The organism is Marinobacter sp. EhC06, assembly GCF_001650915.1.
Taxonomy (GTDB): Bacteria; Pseudomonadota; Gammaproteobacteria; order Pseudomonadales; family Oleiphilaceae; genus Marinobacter.
In genome coordinates this window covers 258,184-278,747 of record NZ_LXYO01000023.1, presented here as the reverse complement: position 1 = coordinate 278,747, position 20,564 = coordinate 258,184, and the positions used below count along the sequence as shown (strand labels likewise).

Annotated in this window: 19 protein-coding genes; 11 read left to right on the top strand and 8 right to left on the bottom strand. The window is 58.2% G+C overall.

The annotated features are described in order from the left end of the window. Positions 1–12 precede the first annotated feature (12 nt). The gene (locus A8B84_RS11265; RefSeq protein ID WP_064229280.1) at positions 13–795 is read left to right on the top strand and encodes a MetQ/NlpA family ABC transporter substrate-binding protein; all 783 of its coding nucleotides are present in this window, start codon (positions 13–15) and stop codon (positions 793–795) included. 111 nt (positions 796–906) lie between these two features. On the opposite strand, the gene A8B84_RS11260 is transcribed toward A8B84_RS11265, so the two are convergent. Then, positions 907–1,560: a peroxiredoxin gene (locus tag A8B84_RS11260; RefSeq protein WP_064229279.1), complete on the bottom strand. Its 654-nt coding sequence runs from the start codon at positions 1,558–1,560 to the stop codon at positions 907–909. A 122-nt stretch (positions 1,561–1,682) separates the two neighbouring features. After that, positions 1,683–3,044, bottom strand: a complete 1,362-nt coding sequence (locus A8B84_RS11255) for an alanine/glycine:cation symporter family protein (RefSeq protein WP_064229278.1) — start codon at positions 3,042–3,044, stop codon at positions 1,683–1,685. 182 nt (positions 3,045–3,226) lie between these two features. Between A8B84_RS11255 and A8B84_RS11250 the strand changes: the two genes are divergently transcribed. After that, positions 3,227–3,658, top strand: a complete 432-nt coding sequence (locus tag A8B84_RS11250) for a CBS domain-containing protein (RefSeq protein WP_064229277.1) — start codon at positions 3,227–3,229, stop codon at positions 3,656–3,658. 29 nt (positions 3,659–3,687) lie between these two features. Continuing rightward, positions 3,688–4,530, top strand: coding sequence for an S-formylglutathione hydrolase (gene fghA / locus A8B84_RS11245; protein WP_064229276.1), 843 nt, complete (start codon positions 3,688–3,690; stop codon positions 4,528–4,530). 27 nt (positions 4,531–4,557) lie between these two features. Here the strand turns inward: fghA and A8B84_RS11240 are convergent, their stop codons facing one another. Further along, positions 4,558–5,682, bottom strand: coding sequence for an HD-GYP domain-containing protein (locus A8B84_RS11240; protein WP_064229275.1), 1,125 nt, complete (start codon positions 5,680–5,682; stop codon positions 4,558–4,560). A 276-nt stretch (positions 5,683–5,958) separates the two neighbouring features. On the opposite strand from A8B84_RS11240, the gene A8B84_RS11235 reads away from it, so the two are divergent. Next, the gene (locus A8B84_RS11235; RefSeq protein ID WP_064229274.1) at positions 5,959–6,969 is read left to right on the top strand and encodes a GGDEF domain-containing protein; all 1,011 of its coding nucleotides are present in this window, start codon (positions 5,959–5,961) and stop codon (positions 6,967–6,969) included. On the opposite strand, the gene A8B84_RS11230 is transcribed toward A8B84_RS11235, so the two are convergent. After that, on the bottom strand, positions 6,933–8,354 hold the full coding sequence (locus A8B84_RS11230; protein ID WP_064229273.1) for an MATE family efflux transporter: 1,422 nt from the start codon (positions 8,352–8,354) through the stop codon (positions 6,933–6,935). The two genes, A8B84_RS11235 and A8B84_RS11230, sit on opposite strands and share 37 nt — an antisense overlap. An 85-nt stretch (positions 8,355–8,439) precedes the next feature. Here A8B84_RS11230 and A8B84_RS11225 point away from each other — a divergent pair, with 85 nt between their 5' ends. From A8B84_RS11225 to A8B84_RS11215, 3 genes are all read left to right on the top strand, one after another. After that, positions 8,440–9,312, top strand: a complete 873-nt coding sequence (locus tag A8B84_RS11225) for a carboxylate/amino acid/amine transporter (RefSeq protein ID WP_064229272.1) — start codon at positions 8,440–8,442, stop codon at positions 9,310–9,312. Positions 9,313–9,464: 152 nt separating this feature from the next. Continuing rightward, positions 9,465–11,039: a PAS domain-containing methyl-accepting chemotaxis protein gene (locus A8B84_RS11220; protein WP_064229271.1), complete on the top strand. Its 1,575-nt coding sequence runs from the start codon at positions 9,465–9,467 to the stop codon at positions 11,037–11,039. Positions 11,040–11,204: 165 nt separating this feature from the next. Beyond that, the gene (locus tag A8B84_RS11215) at positions 11,205–12,602 is read left to right on the top strand and encodes a sodium-dependent transporter (protein ID WP_064229270.1); all 1,398 of its coding nucleotides are present in this window, start codon (positions 11,205–11,207) and stop codon (positions 12,600–12,602) included. Between the two features lie 95 nt (positions 12,603–12,697). Here A8B84_RS11215 and A8B84_RS11210 read toward each other — a convergent pair whose 3' ends face one another. The 4 genes from A8B84_RS11210 to dctP form a co-directional block, all read right to left on the bottom strand. Further along, on the bottom strand, positions 12,698–13,282 hold the full coding sequence (locus tag A8B84_RS11210) for a hypothetical protein (RefSeq protein WP_064229269.1): 585 nt from the start codon (positions 13,280–13,282) through the stop codon (positions 12,698–12,700). A 101-nt stretch (positions 13,283–13,383) separates the two neighbouring features. Continuing rightward, a complete protein-coding gene (locus A8B84_RS11205) occupies positions 13,384–14,694 on the bottom strand; it encodes a TRAP transporter large permease (RefSeq protein WP_064229268.1) in 1,311 nt (436 codons plus the stop codon). Next, positions 14,691–15,239 (bottom strand): TRAP transporter small permease subunit, encoded by a 549-nt coding sequence (locus A8B84_RS11200; RefSeq protein ID WP_053113628.1) that lies wholly within the window; start codon positions 15,237–15,239, stop codon positions 14,691–14,693. Before A8B84_RS11200 ends, A8B84_RS11205 begins: the two co-directional genes overlap by 4 nt. 85 nt (positions 15,240–15,324) lie before the next feature. After that, entirely contained in the window at positions 15,325–16,371 is a 1,047-nt protein-coding gene (gene dctP / locus A8B84_RS11195; protein ID WP_064229267.1) for a TRAP transporter substrate-binding protein DctP, read from the bottom strand. 434 nt (positions 16,372–16,805) lie between these two features. On the opposite strand from dctP, the gene A8B84_RS11190 reads away from it, so the two are divergent. The 4 genes from A8B84_RS11190 (at position 16,806) to A8B84_RS11175 (ending at position 20,545) form a co-directional block, all read left to right on the top strand. Further along, positions 16,806–17,246 (top strand): PaaI family thioesterase, encoded by a 441-nt coding sequence (locus A8B84_RS11190; protein WP_064229266.1) that lies wholly within the window; start codon positions 16,806–16,808, stop codon positions 17,244–17,246. Between the two features lie 71 nt (positions 17,247–17,317). After that, positions 17,318–18,520 (top strand): acyl-CoA dehydrogenase family protein, encoded by a 1,203-nt coding sequence (locus tag A8B84_RS11185; RefSeq protein ID WP_064229265.1) that lies wholly within the window; start codon positions 17,318–17,320, stop codon positions 18,518–18,520. 37 nt (positions 18,521–18,557) lie between these two features. Continuing rightward, on the top strand, positions 18,558–19,325 hold the full coding sequence (locus tag A8B84_RS11180) for an SDR family NAD(P)-dependent oxidoreductase (RefSeq protein ID WP_064229264.1): 768 nt from the start codon (positions 18,558–18,560) through the stop codon (positions 19,323–19,325). Positions 19,326–19,480: 155 nt separating this feature from the next. Further along, positions 19,481–20,545 carry a phosphotransferase gene (locus tag A8B84_RS11175; protein WP_064229263.1) on the top strand — a complete coding sequence of 355 codons (1,065 nt, stop codon included), beginning with the start codon at positions 19,481–19,483 and terminating at the stop codon, positions 20,543–20,545. The last annotated feature ends 19 nt before the right edge of the window (positions 20,546–20,564 follow it).

Here is a 20,564-nt window from a genome sequence, read left to right as displayed (position 1 = left end):
GAGAACTAATCCATGAATCTGAAGAAAACACTCGCAGCACTGGCTGCCGCAGCCACTTTCTCCGGCGCCGTTGCTGCCGAAGAGCTCTCCGTAGCCGCCACCCCGGTTCCCCATGCCGAGATCCTGGAATTCGTGAAGCCACAGCTGGCGGAGCAGGGCGTGGAACTGGACGTGAAGGTGTTCACCGATTACATCCAGCCAAACATCCAGGTTGATCAGAAGCGGATGGACGCCAACTTCTTCCAGCACCAGCCGTACCTGGACGAGTTCAACGAAGGCCGTGGTACCAACCTGGTAACCGTGACGGGCGTTCACGTTGAGCCGTTTGGCGCCTACTCCAGCAAGATCGATTCGCTGGACGAGCTGCAAGAAGGTGCCGTAGTTGCCATTCCGAACGATCCCACCAACGGTGGCCGTGCACTGCTGCTCCTGCAGAAGGCCGGTGTGATTACCCTGAAGGATGAGAGCAAGATCACTGCGACACCCCGTGATATTGCAGATAACCCGAAAAACCTGGACTTCAAAGAACTGGAAGCAGCCACCCTGCCCCGTATCCTGAACCAGGTGGACTTGGCGCTGATCAACACCAACTATGCGCTGGAAGCTGGATTGAACCCGTCTGAAGATGCGCTGGTGATCGAAGGCTCCGAGTCACCCTACGTGAATATCCTGGTGGCACGTCCGGACAACAAGGACAGCGAAGCCATGCAGAAGCTGGCTGCGGCGCTGAAGTCTGACGCGGTTCGAGACTTCATCATGGAGAAGTATGAAGGTGCCGTTGTTCCGGCATTCTGATAACTGAAGTATCGGGGTCAGATGAAAACGTTCATCTGAGCCCACTTCCACAAAAAAGGCCGGACAGCTGTTAAGCTGCCCGGCCTTTTTATTTGGCCTGGAGGCTGGTGATCAGTCACCGCTCCAGTTGGCTTTCGGGTCCGGTGTCATCCGCAGGTAGGATTTCACCGCCTTATAGCCTTTCGGGAAGCGCTGCTTGATTTCATCCTCATCCTGCAGGGACGGAACGATGACTACGTCACCGCCACGTTCCCAGTTGCCCGGGGTGGCGACCTTGTGCTCGTCGGTCAACTGCAGCGAATCGATTACCCGCAGAACTTCATTGAAGTTCCGACCGGTGCTGGCCGGGTAGGTAATCATCAGCCGTACTTTCTTGTTCGGGTCGATCACGAACAGCGAGCGCACGGTAAGGCTGCTGTCGGCATTCGGGTGAATCATGTCGTACAGCTGCGACACTTTGCGGTCGTGGTCCGCGATGATCGGAAAGTTCACCGAGCAACCCTGGGTTTCGTTGATGTCCTTGATCCACTCGTGGTGGGAATCGACCGGATCAACACTCAGGGCGATGGCCTTCACGCCGCGCTTGGCGAACTCGTCTTTCAGTTTGGCGGTCAGGCCCAGCTCCGTGGTGCAGACCGGGGTGAAATCCGCCGGGTGTGAAAACAATACACCCCAGCTGTCGCCCAGCCAGTCGTAAAACGAAATCTTCCCTTCACTGGAGTCCTGCTCAAAATCGGGTGCGGTATCTCCGAGACGTAAAGTCATGTGTACTCTCCTTCGATCATGGTAGTGACAATTTCGTTTGTTATTCCGGCCCGAAAACTGCCGGGTTGTGTTCTGAGTGTATACGACAAACCTTGGTGCCAGATGAGGCAATTACAAGGGGCTCAAACCCCCAATGCCTTCTCTTTCTCAAAGTGCTCCCGGGTAAGCTTGAACACAACCGGGCTCAGCATCAGCAAGGCAATCAGGTTTGGCAGAGCCATCATGGCATTCAGGGTATCCGCCACCAGCCAGACGAAGCCCAGATTGAGGGTGGCGCCCACCGGGATGGCCAGAATCCATGCAACGCGGTATGGCACTATGGCCTTTACGCCGAACAGGAACTCAATACAGCGCTCCCCATAGAATGACCAACCGAGGATGGTGGTAAATGCAAATACTGCCAGGGCAATAGCTACAAGATAGTTGCCAACGCCGGGAAGCGCCTCCTGGAACGCCATGGACGTCAATGCCGCGCCGGATTCCCCGGAGGTCCAGGTGCCGGATGTGATAATCACAAGGCCAGTGATGGTGCAGATAATGATGGTATCAATGAAGGTGCCGAGCATGGCCACCATGCCCTGGTTGATCGGGTTCCGGGTTTGTGCGGCGGCGTGGGCAATGGGGGCAGAGCCCAGGCCGGCTTCGTTGGAGAAGATGCCGCGTGCTACCCCGAAGCGGATCGCCGCCCAGACCGCCGCACCGGCAAATCCACCCTCGGCGGCGATAGGACTGAAAGCATGCTTGATCACCAGGGAAAAGGCGGCAGGGATGTCGGCGGCGTTAATCGCCAGCACCACAAGCCCGGCGATCAGGTAGGAAACGGCCATCAGCGGCACCAGGGCGCTGGCAACATGGCCAATCCTTCGGATGCCTCCGATCAGGACCATACCCACCAGAACCATGAGAACCAGGCCGGTCAGCCAGTGCGGCAGTCCGAAATTGGTCTCCATGACATCGGCCACCGAGTTGGCCTGAACGGTGTTGCCGATGCCGAAGCCGGCAATGGCTGCAAAGACGGCAAACAGCACGCCAAGCCAGGCCCATTTGCGGCCCAGCCCGTTACGGATGTAGTACATGGGGCCACCGACGTGGTCGCCGCGCTCGTCTACCTCCCGGTAACGCACTGCCAGCACTGCCTCAGAGTACTTGGTGGCCATGCCCACCAGGGCCGTAAGCCACATCCAGAAGAGGGCCCCGGGGCCACCCAGGAACACCGCTGTTGCAACGCCGGCAATGTTACCTGTGCCAACCGTGGCGGAAAGGGCTGTCATCAAGGCCTGGAACGGCGGGATCTCACCCTCGGATTCGGCACCGGCGGCAGTACGACCTTTCCACATCAGCCGGAAGCCGGCGCCCAGCTTCAGCACCGGCATCAGCTTGAGGCCGAGGCTGAGGAACAGCCCCACGCCCAGTATCAGAACCAGCATGGGTGGGCCCCAGACCAGTCCGTTTATCTGCCCTACGAATTCAGAAATAGCTTCCATGGGATCTCCCTCTGTCTGCCATGGATTGGTTTGGATTTTTGACCCGGGTTGGGTATAACCGGTTGAGTTTAGTCAGATATTTTTCCGTGTAAACCGATGGTCCGGGAAAAGTGGTGGATTCGGGTGTGATTGCCTATGCTCATAGCAATGGCGACCATCCAACAAGGGGAGGGATTCTGCCCATGCGTTCACTGAAAGTGTCAGATGTCATGTGGAACCACATCGAGCCGATCCGTTGTGGCACGCAGCTCACCAAAGTGGTGAAGATGCTGCTCCACAACCACGTAACCGGCCTGCCGGTTGTTGATGACCACCGCCATGTCATCGGTTTTATCTCCGAGCAGGACTGCATTCATGCCCTCCTGGTCAGCGGCTATCACCGCGAGGGCGACCCGCTCGTTGACGATGTCATGTTCCGGAAACCGGTCACTATTTCGGCAGAGATGTCAGTGGTGGATCTCGCCCAGAACCTCGGTGCGGGCAAGCCAAAGGTGTACCCTGTTGTGGATCACGACAAACTGATTGGTATAGTCACGCGTACAGCTATCCTGGCCGAGCTGGCACGTACCGGTTTTGGTCTGGAGCCGCCAAAGCACGCCAGTGCCTTGGACTGAAACACACTTTTCCTGAAATTGAGGACACTATGGAACTCCTATCCACGAACGTCTGTTTCGAAGGCGAGCACCGCCGCTACCGGCATACCTCCGCTACCCTCGAATGCGACATGGAGTTCGCGGTGTATCTGCCGCCCGTGGCTGTGGGCTCCAGGCCGGGCAAGGTGCCGGTCCTCTATTGGTTATCGGGGCTGACCTGCACCGACCAGAACTTCATGCAGAAAGCCGGCGCCCTGAAGCGGGCTGCGCAACTGGGTATGGCGATTGTCTGTCCGGACACCAGCCCCCGTGGGGTGAACCTGCCGGGCGAGGATGACAGCTACGACTTTGGCTCGGGAGCCGGTTTCTACATCAACGCCACCGAGCAACCCTGGGCACCCCATTACCGGATGTACGACTATGTGGTGAAGGAATTGCCGCAGTTGGTCGAGAATGAGTTGCCAGTAACAGACAAACGCTCTGTCAGTGGCCATTCCATGGGCGGCCACGGCGCCCTGATTTGCGCCCTGAAGAACCCCGGCCGCTATGCTTCGGTGTCGGCATTTGCGCCCATCGCCAACCCCACGGAATGCCCCTGGGGCCAGAAAGCCTTCCAGGGCTATCTGGGAGACGATCCCCGCAGTTGGGAGGAATGGGATGCCACGCTGCTCATTCCAACCGCTCGCGAGCGGTTGCCGCTACTGGTGGACCAAGGCACTGCAGACGAGTTTCTGGACAGCCAGTTGAACCCGGATGTTCTGGCGGATACCTGTGAGAAATTCCACCATCACATTAACCTGCGCATGCACCGGGGCTACGATCACAGCTATTTCTTCATCGCCTCGTTTATAGATGATCATCTCGATCATCACACCCAGGCGCTGGGTCTGTGAACTGGGTTTACCAGAGAGTGACGGCAGTCAGGAGCGGAAGCCCCAGACCAGACTGAAGTCCATGGAGGGCATGATTTCCGGCTCTTCGAGAGACTGGATACCGAAGTCCGGCTCACTGGTGTCCCGCTCGAAGGTGCCGGTGTAACGGTTGCCACGGGGGCCGAAAATGGCTTTTACAAAAGGCCCCCGGGCCCGCACCGGCCGCCGGGTAACCACGCCCACCTCGTTATTTTCCAGGCGTACCAGAATGCCGGGCGGGAACTCGCCCAGAACCTGCAGCAGGGCCTTTGGTATGGCAGGCCGAAACTTGCCGTCGGCAAGGTTGGCAATCAGTTTGCGGGCGTTGGCCACGTTCATGCGCTGCCGGTAGGCACGTTTGGTGATCATTGCAACGTAGCGCTCCGCCAGGGCCAGGATTTCCGCTTCCGGGCGTATTTCAGTGCCACTGAGGCCCTTGGGATAGCCGCTGCCGTCGGCCTGCTCATGATGCTGGGCGATGATGGTGAGCAGCAGCTTGTTGTCGATGCCTGCGGCCTTTAGGGCCTGAATGCTGCGTTGGGGATGTTTGCGAATCACCCCCCGTTGCTCGTCGTTCAGGACCGTATTGGAGGCATTGAGCTTGTCGGCAATGGGCACCAGGGCAAGATTGGCGGTGAGGGCGGCAGCGGTGAGTACGGCAACCCGGTTGTCTTCCAGCCCGAACTGCCGGCCGATGAACTGACACAGAATGGCGTAAAACAGGATTTGCTCGTGAATGACCGGCCCGATGGAGTAAAGATGGACCAGTGCCAGGCTGGCTTCCGGTGATTCGGTGCAGGTGCATTCGATCATCCGGGCCAGTCCCAACAGGCGTTTCTGTGCCGAGGGGTCTGATTCGGTAATGGCGTTCAGGGTTGCTTCGAGGGAGTGCAGCAAATCCGGGTAGTCAGAAAATGGATTGCGCTCCCGGTTGTCCTCGAAGACCTCCTCCTGGGGGCGCTCGATCTTGCGGGGCTTGAACCGGCCCCGCTCGAACAGCTGTTCCAGCTGGGAATTGGTCTGAATCACATAGCCCTGGCGCAGAAGGACATTGCCGTCTGCATCATAGACGTTCCAGGGCAGGGGCCGGCCGATGGTTAGCGCGCCGGGAGCGATTCGGACAAGTTCGGTCAAATCAGGTGTCTCGGGTACAGGTTAGTTATGTAGTCAGTGTAACCCCGAATGCGGTTGGGGCTCCACTGGAGCGAACGAGTCTGTGAATAGGAAACCGTGAGGTTTTACCTGATTTAACGGCTGTCCCTGTTCTTCGGAATAAAAAATGAGCGGGCGTTCACACTTTGTCTTTTTTGATAGAGAATATGTAAAGAATCGTTGCCCTGTAACGATCATTCAAATTGCTTGAGCTATTCTGGAATTCAGAATAGTACTTTTGACGGAAGCTAACGCTGAATGCTCCATCGCCTTAAGACCGATTTCAGGTTGTCGATCATTACTTTGTTGGGTGCTAGCGCGATATTGGGCATTACGCCTTTTGCTGCGATGCGCTTTATGCAGGGTAATACGCTTGCGGGTTCTGTCGACACGGCAATTCTTATTGGCATTCTTATCACGCTCATATACGCGTGGGCCAGTGGGGATACCCGGCGAAGCGGCCTCGTGCTTGCTGTTATTGCTTGCAGCGGCGCGGTAACGGTTGGTGCCGTGGTGGGCGAACCCGGGCTTTTCTGGCTTTACCCCTGTCTGGTAACGACCTTCTTCCTCGCAAATCCCCGTATCGCGGTGTTTCTGAATGTGGCTTCGGTCATAGCCCTGATGGTTCACGGTGGTGCTTTCCGCTCTGACATTCAGATGTGGTCATTTGCCTCAACAGCATTCGTGGTCAGCGCCTGCGCCTATGTCTTTGCCCACAGGAACCATGATCAGCGAGAGCGTCTGGAACATCTGGCCACGATTGATCCGCTCACCGGCATCAAAAACCGGCGTTCAATGGATCAGGAGCTGGATCTGGCCGCAGCAGATGCCGAGCGTACGGGGCTGCCCTACGCACTGGTGCTGCTGGATATCGATCATTTTAAGAAGATCAACGATGAGCATGGTCACGGCGTGGGTGATGATGTTCTGACCGATCTGGTGGCCCTGCTGAAACAGAACACGCGCAAATCAGACCAGCTGTTCCGGTACGGCGGTGAGGAGTTTGTGCTGCTTTTGCCAGGGGTTGATGGCATTGGCCTCAAGGCAGTGATGAATAATTTACAACAGGTTCTGCGCAAGTACATGAAGCATCCCGGTGGTTCCGTCACCGCCTCATTTGGTGTGGCGCTACTCCGGCATGGCGAAAGTGTCGATAATTGGCTGGCCCGGGCCGATACCGCGCTATACGAAGCCAAGGAAACCGGTCGAGACCGGATCGTATTTGCCGATCTTCAGGGGGCGCGGGAACCGGCAGCCGATATAGCCTGACTGCCATCCGGGGCAAACAGGAATAGTCGCCATCCCAACAGAATGCTGGCAGATGCCAGCCCGCCCGTCAGACCTACCCAGAAGCCGGCAGCTCCCATGGCCGGCACCAGCCAGTCCATGAAAGTCAGCACATACCCCAGTGGCATGCCTACGCCCCAGAATGAGAACAGCATGATGAACATCGGTATGCGGGTATCCTTGTAGCCCCGCAGGGCACTGATGCAGGTTACCTGGATCACGTCGGCAATCTGGAACAGGGCCGCGAACATCAGGAGCCTGACAGTGACTGCCTGAACCTCGGTATCACTCGTGTAGAGTGCTGCGATCTCCCGGGAGAACACAAACAGCAGTATGGCAAAAACCAGTGCCGTAGCAGCAGCGAGAATCAGCGAGCTGCGGGAGATCAGTCGAGCAGTGGCAGGCGCCCGGGCACCCATCAGGAAGCTAACTCGCAGAGTCAGCGCCATGCCGATGCTCAACGGCAGCATGAACAGTAAAGACACCACGTTCAGGGCAATCTGGTGGCCGGCGACGACCACCGGGCCAAGGGGCGCCAGAAACAGGGCGATCACCGAGAACAGGCTGGCCTCAACGAAGATGGTAAAGCCGATGGGCACGCCGATGCCGAGGATGTAGCGAATGCCTGCCAGATCCGGCTTTACCCAATCGGAAATCAGGTGGAACTGACGGTAAACCCGGCTGCGGTTCAGGTATACCAGCAATGCCGCTGCCGCGACGCCGTTGGAAATGGACGTGGCCCAGCCACAGCCGACCCCGCCCATCGCTGGCAGTCCCAGCTTGCCGTAGATGAAGATGTAGTTCATGGGCAGGTTGATCAGCGTGCTGAGCACAGAGAACGCCATGATCACGCGAGTATGCCCGAGGCCATCGGTCAGGCCGCGCAGCGCTGTAAGTAGCAGCAGGGCCGGTATGCCCCAGGCAAAGGCGTCCAGATAACCCTGGGTAATGCGGGCGGTGTTGGCCTCCAGGTTCAGAAGCGCCAGTACCGGATGCACATGGGTCAGCAGCAGGATCATGATGACGGACCCGAAGGCGGCAAGATACAGGCCCTGCCAGGTGGCGGGCATGATTTTCCCAACCTCCCGGGCACCGTTGTAACCGGAAATAATGGGTTGCAGCGCCCCCAGCATGCCCATGAAAAACAGGAACAGGGGCATCCAAAGACTGCTGCCAATACCCACCGCTGCCAGATCCTCGGCACTGGCGTGGCCGGCCATGATGGTATCGATCACGCCGTTGGCCATTTGGGCGACCTGGGCAATCAGGATCGGCCCGCCCAGAATGGCGAGGGTTCGCCACTCGGTTAGCGTTCTGGCGACCAGCGGCTGCCGGGGTTCCGGTAATGGCTGGTGGGTTTCATCCATGGGGTTTTATCCGGTGTTTCTGCACTGCAAGTTTCTCCCAAAACCGTTAAAGTACGCGCCTTGATCACAATAGATGGCAGTGGCGATGGGACTTCTGGTTTTTGTTACCGTTCTGTGGGCGTTTTCATTCAGCCTGATCGGCGAATTTCTGGCCGGCCAGGTGGACAGCGATTTTGCGGTGCTCAGCCGTGTTCTGCTCGGTGCTCTGGTGTTTTTGCCGTTCACCCGCTGGCGTGGCGTGGCTTCCGGACAGAAACTTGGCATCCTTGTAACCGGCATGTTGCAGTTCGGTATTACCTACCTGTGTCTTTACCGGTCTTTCAGCTACCTGACTGTCCCGGAAGTGCTGCTGTTCACGATCTTCACCCCGCTTTACGTGACCCTGCTGGATGACGCCCTGTTCCGCCGCTTTTCTCCGGTGGCGCTTCTGGCTGCGGCTATCGCTACCGTCGGGGCGGGTATCATACGCTACGATGGGCTCAGTGAGGACTTCATCACCGGCTTTCTGTTGCTCCAGGTGGCGAATTTTACCTTTGCCGCCGGCCAGGTGGGTTACAAGCATGTGATGCAACACTACGCCACCGATATGCCTGCCTACCGCACCTTCGGTTATTTCTTCTTCGGTGCCCTGATCATAGCCCTGCCATCCTTCCTGATTTTTGGCAATGCCGACAAGCTGCCGACCACCCCGGTGCAGTGGGGCATCCTGGCATGGCTGGGGCTTGCTGCCTCCGGTCTCGGCCTGTTCCTGTGGAACCGCGGTGCCTGTGTGGTTGATGCCGGCACCCTGGCCATCATGAACAACGCGCTGGTGCCTGCGGGCCTGATCGTGAACCTGCTGATCTGGAACCGTGATGCCGATCTGCTGAGGCTGGCAGTAGGGGGCGGTGTTATCGCTTTCTCCCTCTGGGTCAACGCGCGTTTCCATCCCCGGGCCAGGCTGGCGGTTTCAACATAAGTACCTGCACGCACTAAGGTTCCGCGGACCTCTGCCGTTACACTCTCCATACGCAGGGTAACCTTTGACGAATATCAATAATGTTTGTCGAGGGCTACCCTTGTGCGCCTTTTTCTATTCCCGTGGTCATCTCCGAGTCAGAAGGTCTGTTTATGCGTAAGAATCTCCCGGTCACCCAGCGTGAAATCAAAATGCGTAAAGGCGGGCGTTTGATTACTACCACGGACCTGAAAGGGGTGATCACCTACTGCAACGAAGAGTTTGTGGAAATCAGCGGTTTCTCCCGGGAAGAGCTGGTTGGACAGGCCCACAACATCATCCGGCATCCGGACATGCCCCAGGCCGTGTTCAAGGATATGTGGGATTACCTGAAGGCCGGCAAGGCCTGGATGGGTGTGGTCAAGAACCGGGCAAAGAGCGGCGACCATTACTGGGTAAGTGCCTACGTTACGCCGATTCGAGAGAACGGCCAGATGGTGGGGTACGAATCGGTGCGGGTCGAGCCAACCCGCGAGCAGATTGCCCGGGCTGAGCGGCTTTATGGCAAGATTTCTGCCGGCAAAATGACCTCATCCTTCAGTAACCGAGCGTTGTCGATGCTTCGTTCCGGCTGGCCGTTCCTGGTATCTCTGGTGCTCAGCCTTGGCGCCCTCCAGATCAACCAGCCCTGGCTGGCGGCAGGTTTGATCGTTGTGGGGCACGCCCTGGGTTTCGGCCTGGTGTTCAGTTCCCTGGCTGCCCGCTTGCGCAGGCTGCTGGACCTGCGGCCAGATGCCTTCCGCGATCCCATCGTTGCCCGCACCTACAGTGACGAGCGAGGACTGTTCTCGCAGCTGTCGCTGTTGTTGGTGAGTGAGGAGGCCCGGGTTCGGACGGCGCTGGCGCGTATTGATGACCAGGCGGAACTGCTCTACGAGCAGGCTAGAGCCTCTCACCGATACATCAGTGATGGTGCATCGGCCATTGCCCGGCAGCGTGCGGAGACTGACCAGACAGCCTCGGCCATCAATGAAATGACCGCCTCGATCCAGGAAGTGGCCGAGTCGGTTACCAGCAATGCCCGGGAGGCCGAAGAGGCCAATCGCCTGGCCGGTGTTGGCAGCGACCGGAGCGCCGAGGCGCTGGTGGCCATCGAGGAACTGGTAACCCGTGTAAACGGGATTGGCGCAACCATCAGCAAGCTGGGTGAGTCCACCAACAGCATTGGTGAGGCAGCAAACCTGATTTCCGAGATTGCCGAGCAGACCAACCTGCTGGCTCTGAACGCAGCCATTGAAGCGGCCCGGGCGGGCGAACAGGGCCGCGGTTTCGCGGTGGTGGCGGATGAAGTGCGCTCACTCGCCCGTCGGACTCGGGAATCTACCGTACGGATCCAGAACGTTATCGACGACTTCCGCCAGCAGGTGGATTCAGCAGTCCAGGCAACCCGCGATGGCGAGGCTGTGGCTGGTCAGGGGCTTGAGAAGGTGCGGGAAGCCGAAAACTCCCTGAAGGATATCGTTACGTCGATCGAGACCATTTCCGACAGCTTTATCAGTATGTCTGCGGCCTTTGAGGAGCAGAGCCAGGTGTCTGACGAGATCAATCGCCAGATCACCAACATCGCTGAGCTGGCCGATCACAGTGACGCCCAGGCGGACTCTGCCAAGCAGAGCAGCGACCGGCTTAGCGCCATGTCCCGTGGCCTGAAAGACCTTATCGCCAGGTTTATCAGCAAAAACGGCTAGTTAGCTTTTTCTTCCTTGCTCTCCCGCTGAATCAACCCGGTTCGGGAGGGCGCCAGCACTGGCATCGACGCGCCAGTGCTGGCAGAATCCCGCCCCAATTGCCCCGGCAACGCCGTGGCTATCCCTTTTTAAGACATTCCTCAGCCAAAAGCACAGGAACACAACATGACTCAGTCCAACTCGGTTTCGGGCAACGGTTCAGGGGCCGCCCGTGGTCTCTGGTCCTCCCGGTTGGCGTTTATTCTGGCGGCAACCGGTTCGGCTGTCGGTCTCGGTAATATCTGGAAGTTTCCCTACGTTACCGGTGAGAACGGTGGTGGTGCCTTCGTGCTGGTTTACCTGCTGTGTATCGCAGTAATCGGTATTCCCATCATGATGGCGGAAGTGTTTATCGGCCGGAATGGCCGCCATAACCCCATCACCAGTATGCGCCTGGTGGCAGAGCGCAATCTCAGTGCCCCGGGCTGGCGGATTTCTGCCATCATCGGGATGATTGCGGCTTTTGTTATCCTCTCCTTCTATTCGGTGATTGGTGGTTGGGCAGCGTCCTACGTAGGGCATGCCGCCATGGGTGACTTTACCGGCGGTACTGCAGACTCCATCGGTGAGTTGTTCGGGGGGCTGCTGGCCAGTCCCGGTCAGTTGCTGCTTTGGCACACCCTCTTTATGGCGCTGGTGATTCTGGTGGTTTCCCAGGGCCTGAAAGGCGGTCTGGAGAGGGCTGTTACGATCCTGATGCCGGCCCTGTTCATTCTGCTGCTGGTGGCTGTTGGCTACGCCACCACGACGGGCCATTTTGGTGAAGCCGTCAGCTTCCTGTTCACGCCGAATTTTGATGCCCTGACGTTCAACGGGGTACTGATAGCCCTTGGTCACGCCTTCTTTACCCTCAGCCTGGGCATGGCCATCATGATGGCCTACGGTTCCTACCTCGGGCGGGATGTGTCCATCGGCCGCACGGCCGTCAGCGTGGCAATCATGGATACGGTGGTCGCCCTTCTGGCTGGCCTGGCCATCTTCCCGGTGGTGTTTGCCAATGGCCTGGAAGCCGGTGCCGGCCCCGGACTGATTTTCCAGACCCTGCCGCTGGCCTTTGGCAACATGCCCATGGGCGGCCTGTTTGGCACCCTGTTCTTTATCCTGCTGCTGTTCGCTGCCTGGACCTCCGGTATTTCCCTGCTGGAGCCGGTGGTTGAGTGGGTAGAGGAAAAGACCAGCCTGGCCCGCACGGGTAGTGCCATCCTGGTAGGCGTGCTGTGCTGGGCACTGGGTATTGCCTCGATTCTGTCGCTCAACGTCTGGGCCGACGTGGCGCCGCTCGCCATGTTCGAGCGCTTCGAAGGCAAGACCATCTTTGACCTGCTGGACTTCTTCACGGCCAACGTGCTGCTGCCGCTTTCCGGTTTGCTGACGGCGGTATTTGTCGGCTGGTTCGTGGCCAAAGAATCGCTGAAAACCGATCTGGCCCTGCAGGGTGGAGTCTTTACCCTCTGGTACAACCTGATCCGGTTCGTCACGCCTATCGCGGTTGCCATCGTGTTTGTTTACAACCTGATGTCGTGATGCCCACCCGAGCGGCCTGATGGCTGCTCACTCACAAAAAAGCCCGGCGGGTTAAACCGTCGGGCTTTTGTTTTCCTGGCAACCGGGATGTCAGTTCAGTAGTTGCCTGCTTCCCTCAGGGCTTCAACATGGGGGCGGACAGCTTCTACATCGGCTGGCGGCGCATTGCTGGCACTCTCCATGGCACCCATTGCGCTTTGCATCATGGCCCGCATCTGCGCCTTCTGCTCGGCAGTCATGTTGGGATTGTTTTCAATTTCCGCCATGGCCGCGTCCATCTCCTGACGGGCGGCAGGATTCTGCTGCTCCATCTCGATGGCCATCCAGGCCTGGAAGATCCGGTCGCCGGTGGCCGCCCACTCTTCAAGGCTACCGAAGCCGTGGTCCTGAACCAGATCCTCGAGCTGACCATAGGCCTGGTGACCTTCCAGCTCCTTCAGCGAATCAGAGAAAATGCGTGAGAAGTCGGGCATGGTGCCATCGTTCTGGCTGTCCATGTCGTCACTCAGATCCTCAAACTCAGGTTCCAGCTGTTCGGCAGCCTTCAGGCTGTCGATAAACGATGAGATGGTCTGGTCGGACAGGCCCTGGGCCTGGGTGCCCGCGGAAAACAATGCGAGCAGGGCAAACAGGGTGGTGATGACTGCAGTATGGATTGATGCAGATAATGGGGCGCGCATAAGCGTCTCTCCTTGTGTTGGGCCCCGGATTCCTTATGCCGGGAGCCCTATGAGAGTAGCGCTTTCACGGATTCACTGCCAAATTTTTGCTGTGCCCAGGCTCAGAAAAACAGATCCGGCAGCCATGTGGCAATTTCCGGGAAGATCATGATCAGGATGATGCCGATGATCTCCACAATCACGAAGGGAATGATCGACTTGTAGATATCCTTCATGGTGATCGACGGCGGCACGATGCCCTTCAGGTAGAACAGGTTGAAGCCGAAGGGTGGCGTCATGTAGCCGATTTCCATATTGATCACGAACAGGATGCCGAACCAGATCGGATCGAAACCCAGGGATTCCACGATCGGCATGAACACCGGCAGGGTGATCAGCATGATACCCACCGGATCCAGCACCATGGCCAGCAGGAACACGATCACCATCATGGCGATGATGATGCCCCAGGGGCCGCCGGGAACCATGTTCATCAGGCCCTCGATCAGCTCCTGGGCACCCATGCTCTGGTACGCAGCGCTGAACGCGTGGGCGGCGAACAGGATCCACATGATCATGCCGGTGAGCTTGAAGGTGCGGATCGCAGCTTCCTTCAGAATGCTCCACTTGAACTGCCGATACACGGCGGCGGAAATCAGGGCGCCGAGAACACCCATGGCGGCGGCTTCAGTCGGGGTGGTGATACCGCCGATGATAGAACCCAGCACCATGACCACCACGCCAATCGGCAGGAGCACGGCTCGCAGAGCCCGGAATTTCTCCGGCCAGGTGCCTCGTTCTTCTTTTGGCAGCGCCGGTGCCAGCTCCGGTTGCAGATGGCAACGTACCAGGATGTAGATGGCCGTCAGTACCATCAGCAGGATGCCGGGCATGATGCCCGCGGCGAACATCTGGCCGACAGACACGCCGGTGATCAGGGCGTAGAGGATCATCAGGATGCTGGGCGGAATCAGGATGCCCCAGCCACCGCCGGTATTGATTACGCCCAGGGCCATGCTCTTGTCGTAGCCACGCTCGAGCATGGATGGCAGGGCTATGGTTCCCATGGCAACCACTGCAGCGCCACTGATGCCGACCATGGCGGCAAACACCGCACAGATGCCAAGGGTGCCGAGGGCAAGGCCGCCTCTGAGGCCGCCGCACCACAGGTGCATCATCCGGTAAAGATCCCGTGCCACCCCGGTGCGCTCCAGAATCATGGCCATGAACACGAACAGAGGGATGGCGACCAGGGTAAAGCTTTCCATGGTGCCCCAGATCTGGGAGGCCACCATGTAGAAGGAATCAAAGCCCCAGGTGAAATACAGGAACACCACCGAGACGCCACCGAGAACAAACGCCAGCGGCAGCCCCAGCAGCAGGAAAAACAGCAGCGAACCGAAGAACAGGAGAGTCAGGGCTTCAATGCTCACAGCTGATCTCCTTCAGATTCGGACTCTTGAGGCGTGTAGTAATCGAGGTTGAAAGCCACGGCGATGTCTTCGAGCAGTTTGACCAACCCTTGCAGAACCAGCAGCGCGGTGCCGATGGGTATGGCCAGCTTCACCGGCCAGATAGGCGGATTCCAGGCCGAGTAGGAAGTCTCCCAACTGGACATGGATTCCTGGGCCATGTCGATCCCGAACCACAGCAGGGCGAGCGTGAAAATGAAAAAGACCACGGAGGTAACAATGTCCAGAGCCGCGCGTTTCCGTGGCTTCAGATGCGAATGCAGCAGGTCCACGTTGACGTGGCCGCGGTGGGCCATGATGTAGCCACCGGACATTATGGCGTAGATGCCGAAAAGCATCTGGGTCAGTTCGTTGGTCCAGACCGTGGGAGAATTGAGCAGATAGCGGAACCCGACTTCAAGAAGCAGGAACACGAACATTGCGAAAATCAGGAGGGCAACCCACCGGCCGATGAAATCGTTGAGACGGGTAACCCCTCTCATGAATGCGGCGATCATCACACTCATGGCATTCTCCCACGGGATGCTGGTTTGGTTCGGGGAAAGAAAGGCCGGAGTCGAAGACCCCGGCCCCGGTCAGAGCACTGGCTGATCAGAGATAGCCGAGGTCGGCCAGGTAACCTTTCAGCATATCGAGTGCCTTCTTGGCATTCTCACTGCGCTTGCCTTCCTCATCCCACATGGCCTGGGCGGTGGCGACCAGTTTGTTCTGGACTTCATCCGGGAGGACATTCACTTGCACGCCCTGTTCCTCAATGGCCTTGGCCAGGGTGATGCGCTCCTTGTACTGGTACTCGTTGGTACGGATCCAGAACTGCTCGTTGAGGGCATCCTTGACGATCTTCTGCATGTCTTCCGGCAGCTTGTTCAGAGCCTTCTGGCTGACGATGATGACGTCGGTGCCGGCGATGTTCAGGGCAGGCTGCACATGGTACTTGGCCACTTCATACAGGCCCATGCTGTAGGCACCCTGGGCCGCACCCCAGTGGGCGCCGTCCACGATGCCGGAATCCAGGGCTGAGTAGAGTTCACTGCCCGGAATATAAGAGGCAGCGGCTCCGGCTTCGGTCAGGAAGGTTTGCAGGGCGCCGGAGGAGCGGATCTTCAGGCTGTTGAAGTCCTCCACGCTTTCAATCGGCTCCTTGACCACCATTTCAGTGGGATAGACCTTGTCTGTGGCCCAGTAAACGTCGTGCTCTGCCGCTTCGTCCCGGAGCATCTGTTCGAACCCCAGGTTCTGGTGGAAGTAGGCGGCCTCCCAAACGTTGCGGAAGGCAAACGGCAGGCCAGAGGCAATGCCGGCGAGGGAGATCTTGTCCTGGGCATAGGCCGGGGAAATGGTGCCCATTTCCAGGATGCCACGGCTTACCGCATTGAAAGTGTCAGTGGCCTTGAACAGCGCGCCGGCCTCGTACAGCTGCAGTTTCAGACGGCCATCAGTTCGCTCTTCCAGAACCCGTTTGATCCGGCCAAGGCTGTCTGTGTAGGAGCTGCTGGAACCGGGCCAGTGGGACTGCACCTTCCAGGTAAAAGTGTCCTGTGCAGCGGCGGGCGCTGCGGAAAGCGCAGTGGTAATACCGAGGGTAAGGGCTGACGCATACACCGTCAGAGTCTTGCGAGCAGTAGCAAAGAGTTTCATGAGCGTGCCTCGTTCATTGTTGTAGTGGCTTTGCTTTGTGTTTCACTGTGCAGAACTCGTAACTGCAGGGTGAATTTTATTCTCTGAATCTATCACAACATTGGGGCTTTGCAATAGGATGTTTGTCGTTCGGATTTGCAGTCGGGCTACCTGTAAGGGTAGTTCATCAGACTGGTTTCCACCGACCCCTGGAAGTGCGGTATCAGCGTCTGAAGCCTGCTCGTTGAAGGCGTCCAGCGGCGATGAAAAATAAAAGCTTAGGCCCGCTACTCGTTGTCTTTTTCATTTTTCGGCGTTCTTGATGAATCATGTTTTACTAGATGAAACGATCTTTCAAATATATTGACTCAAAACCGTAAGGCGTGACAAATTACAAAAACAACAGGACCACAAAGACAACACGAGGCCCCCGGCCCACCTGGAAACAATGTCTGATGAGTGAGGAAAACCGCCACATTACCCATGGCCAGGATCTGCCTGGCTTCCACAGCCTGCTTGGCTACCGCCAGGGCTCCTGGGAAGAAAACGAAGCGGTCATCGAGCTTGAGCTTCGGCCCGGGCATCTGAATCTGGGCGGCGTTATCCATGGCGGCGTACTGACGTCCCTGCTGGACATTGCCATGGCGCAAGCGGGCACTTACTGCCCGTATCCGGGCCGGATGCGCAAGGCCATTACCCTGTCTCTCACCACCACGTTTACCGGCCAGTGTTCCGAAGGTGTGATCCGGGTAACCGGACGCAAACGCGCCGGGGGAAGCCGGATATTCAACAGCACGGGCGAAGTACATGACGATCAGGGCAATCTTCTGGCCATTGCTGAGGCCACGTTCCGTATTCGCTCCGGCAGCGAAAAGCCGGAGGGCGTGCCGATCTGAATGGCCTGATCTGAACAGGTGATTGCCGGTCTGATGGCGGTCACGAAACAAAACAACAAGAGGAAACGGCAATGTTCGAGCTGTCTGACCGGGCGAAACAGCTGCAGTCTGAGTTAAACGATTTCATGGCTGCCCATATTTATCCGAACGAAGAGACTCATCATCGACAGATCGAAGACGCCGAGGACCGTTGGGCGCCGGTGCCCATTATTGAAGAACTGAAGCAGAAGGCCAGAGCTGCCGGCCTGTGGAACCTGTTTCTGCCTGATAGCGAATTCGGCGCAGGCCTCAGCAACTTCGAGTACGCCCATCTCTGCGAAATAATGGGCCGCTCTGCCATGGCCCCCGAGGTGTTCAACTGCTCGGCACCGGATACCGGCAACATGGAAACCATTGCCCGCTATGGCAATGAGCAGCAGCAGGAACAATGGCTGAAGCCGCTCCTGGATGGTGAGATACGCTCCTGCTTCTCCATGACCGAGCCGGACGTGGCCTCTTCCGACGCCACCAACATCGCCTGCGAGATCCGCCGCGAGGGCGATGAGTATGTGGTTAACGGTCGCAAGTGGTGGTCCTCCGGCGCCATGACCCGGAATTCAAAAATCGCCATTGTCATGGGCAAGACCGATCCAGACGCCGAGAAACACAAACAGCAGTCCATGATCCTGGTGCCCCTGGACGCTCCCGGCGTGAAGATGATCCGCCCGCTGCACGTGTTTGGCTATGACCACGCCCCCCACGGCCATGCCGAAATCCATTACGACAATGTACGGGTGCCTGCCAGCAATATGCTGCTGGGCGAGGGCCGTGGTTTCGAGATTGCCCAGGGCCGCCTTGGCCCAGGTCGAATCCACCACTGCATGCGCACCATCGGCGTGGCGGAACGGGCACTGGAACTCATGTGCAAGCGCGCCAACGCCCGGGAGGCCTTTGGCCGGAAGCTGTCGGAGTTCGACTCCATCCGCAAGGACATCGCCCGCAGCCGTATGGAGATTGAGCAGGCCCGCCTGATGACTCTCAAAGCCGCGCACATGATGGACACCGTCGGCAACAAGGTAGCCCGCCAGGAGATTGCCATGATCAAGGTGATTGCGCCGAGTATGGCCCTGAAGGTAATTGACCGGGCCATTCAGGTGCACGGCGGTGCAGGCGTTTCCCAGGACACTTTCCTGGCCGAGGCCTGGGCCAAGGTGCGGACACTTCGCCTGGCAGACGGGCCGGATGAAGTGCACATGGATTCCATTGCCAAGATGGAGCTTCGGCAGTATCGCTGAATCGAGAACCTCTGAAACAGTGCGCGAGGACCTGACGATGAACAATCCACTGTTTGATATGACTGGCAAGGTTGCAGTGATTACCGGCTCCACCAAAGGCATCGGCCGCTCTATTGCCGAAGAAATGGCCAGGTGTGGTGCAAAGGTGGTGATCTCCAGCCGCAAGGCCGAGGCCTGTGAGCAGGTGGCTGCGGAATTAAAAGCGCAGGGCTTCGAGGCCATGGCCGTTCCCTGTCACGTTGGCAAGAAAGCAGACCTGCAGAATCTGGTGGATAAAACCAACGAAGCCTGGGGCAGCATCGACGTACTCGTTTGCAACGCCGCCACCAACCCGGTCTACGGACCCACGGCCGAGATGACCGACGACGCCTGGGACAAGATCATGGACACCAACGTCAAGGGCACCTTCTGGCTCACCAACATGGTGCTGCCGCAGATGGCCGAGAAAGGCGAAGGCGCTGTGGTCCTGCTCTCCAGCATCGCCGGCCTTCGGGGCAACACCGTGATCGGCACCTACGGTGTATCCAAGGCCGCCGAAGCCGCCCTGGCCAGAAACCTGGCCGTTGAGTGGGGCCCTAAAGGTATCCGGATTAATAGCATCGCCCCTGGCTTGATCAAAACCGACTTTGCGAAAGCACTCTGGGACGATCCGGTTCGTGCCAAGCAGGCGGAGGACAAAACTCCACTGCGCAGAATCGGTGATCCGGTGGATATCGCTGGTCTGGCCGTGTTTCTGTCTACCAAAGCCAGTGCCTACATCACCGGACAGGTTATCGTCGCTGACGGCGGGGAGACTATTTGCTGAGGTTTGACATATGCAATGGGGAGGCACGACAGGTGGGGGTGCCTTTGTTCCGGGAAAAAGAACTCGCTGCGCTCAGACACCTTTGTTCCCTGCACAAAGGCACCCCCACCCGTCGGCCAGCGAATTTTAGAGATGACTGAAGGCTTAAAACAAAAATGAGTACGACCCCAGAATTGGTGGATGTTCTGCCAGCCCACAAATTTGATGAAGCCGGCCTCTTGAACTGGCTTCGGGAAGCTATACCGGGTTTCGGTACAACGCTGAACGTCAAACAGTTCCAGGGTGGACAGTCCAACCCGACCTTTTTATTGACTGCCGACAGCGGTCAATACGTGCTGCGCAAAAAGCCGCCGGGGAAAACCTTGCCGTCAGCTCACATGGTCGAGCGGGAATACAAAGTCATGCGAGCTCTGAAGGAACACACCCGGGTGCCGGTGCCGAACGTCCGGGCACTGTGTGAGGAAGACGACATGATTGGTACGGCGTTCTACGTGATGGATTTTATGGACGGGCGAATCATCACTCACTCGGCGCTTCGGGACCTGAGCCGTGACGACCGGCTGCCCGCGTATCATTCGGCCATCGATACCCTCGCAGCGCTGCATTCGGTCGATGTTAATGCTGTCGGCCTGGGAGATTACGGACGTCCGGAAGGCTACGTGGCCCGCCAGGTCTCCCGTTGGAGCAAACAGTACCTGGCCTCAAAAACCGATGACCTGCCAGCCATGGACAAACTGATGGCCTGGTTGCCGGAACATCTGCCAGGGAAGGATGAAACCGCCATTGCCCACGGCGACTACCGCTTCGGCAACCTGATGCTTGCGCCGGATCGTCCCGAGGTGATCGCCATTCTGGACTGGGAGCTTTCCACTCTGGGTCATCCACTGGCGGACCTGGCCTATTTTTGCCTGCCTTTCTACCTGCCTGCCGATATGGAGGGCATGCGCGGATTACAGGGTGAAAACCTTGAGGCGCTGGGTCTTCCGGACGAGCAGACCATTATCCGCCGCTACTGCGAGAAGACGGGCCGGGAAGGCATCGAGGACTGGCATGTGTTCCTGGCGTTCTCGTTGTTCCGGCTCGCGGCCATTTTGCAGGGGGTCTACAAGCGGGCCCTGGATGGCAATGCCGCCAATGCCAACGCCCTTGAGGTTGGCAAGCGGGCGAGCCTGCTGGCCGACACCGGCTGGAAGATTGCCTGCGAAGGCGCGAAGTCCTGAGATATCAGATTTACCGTGG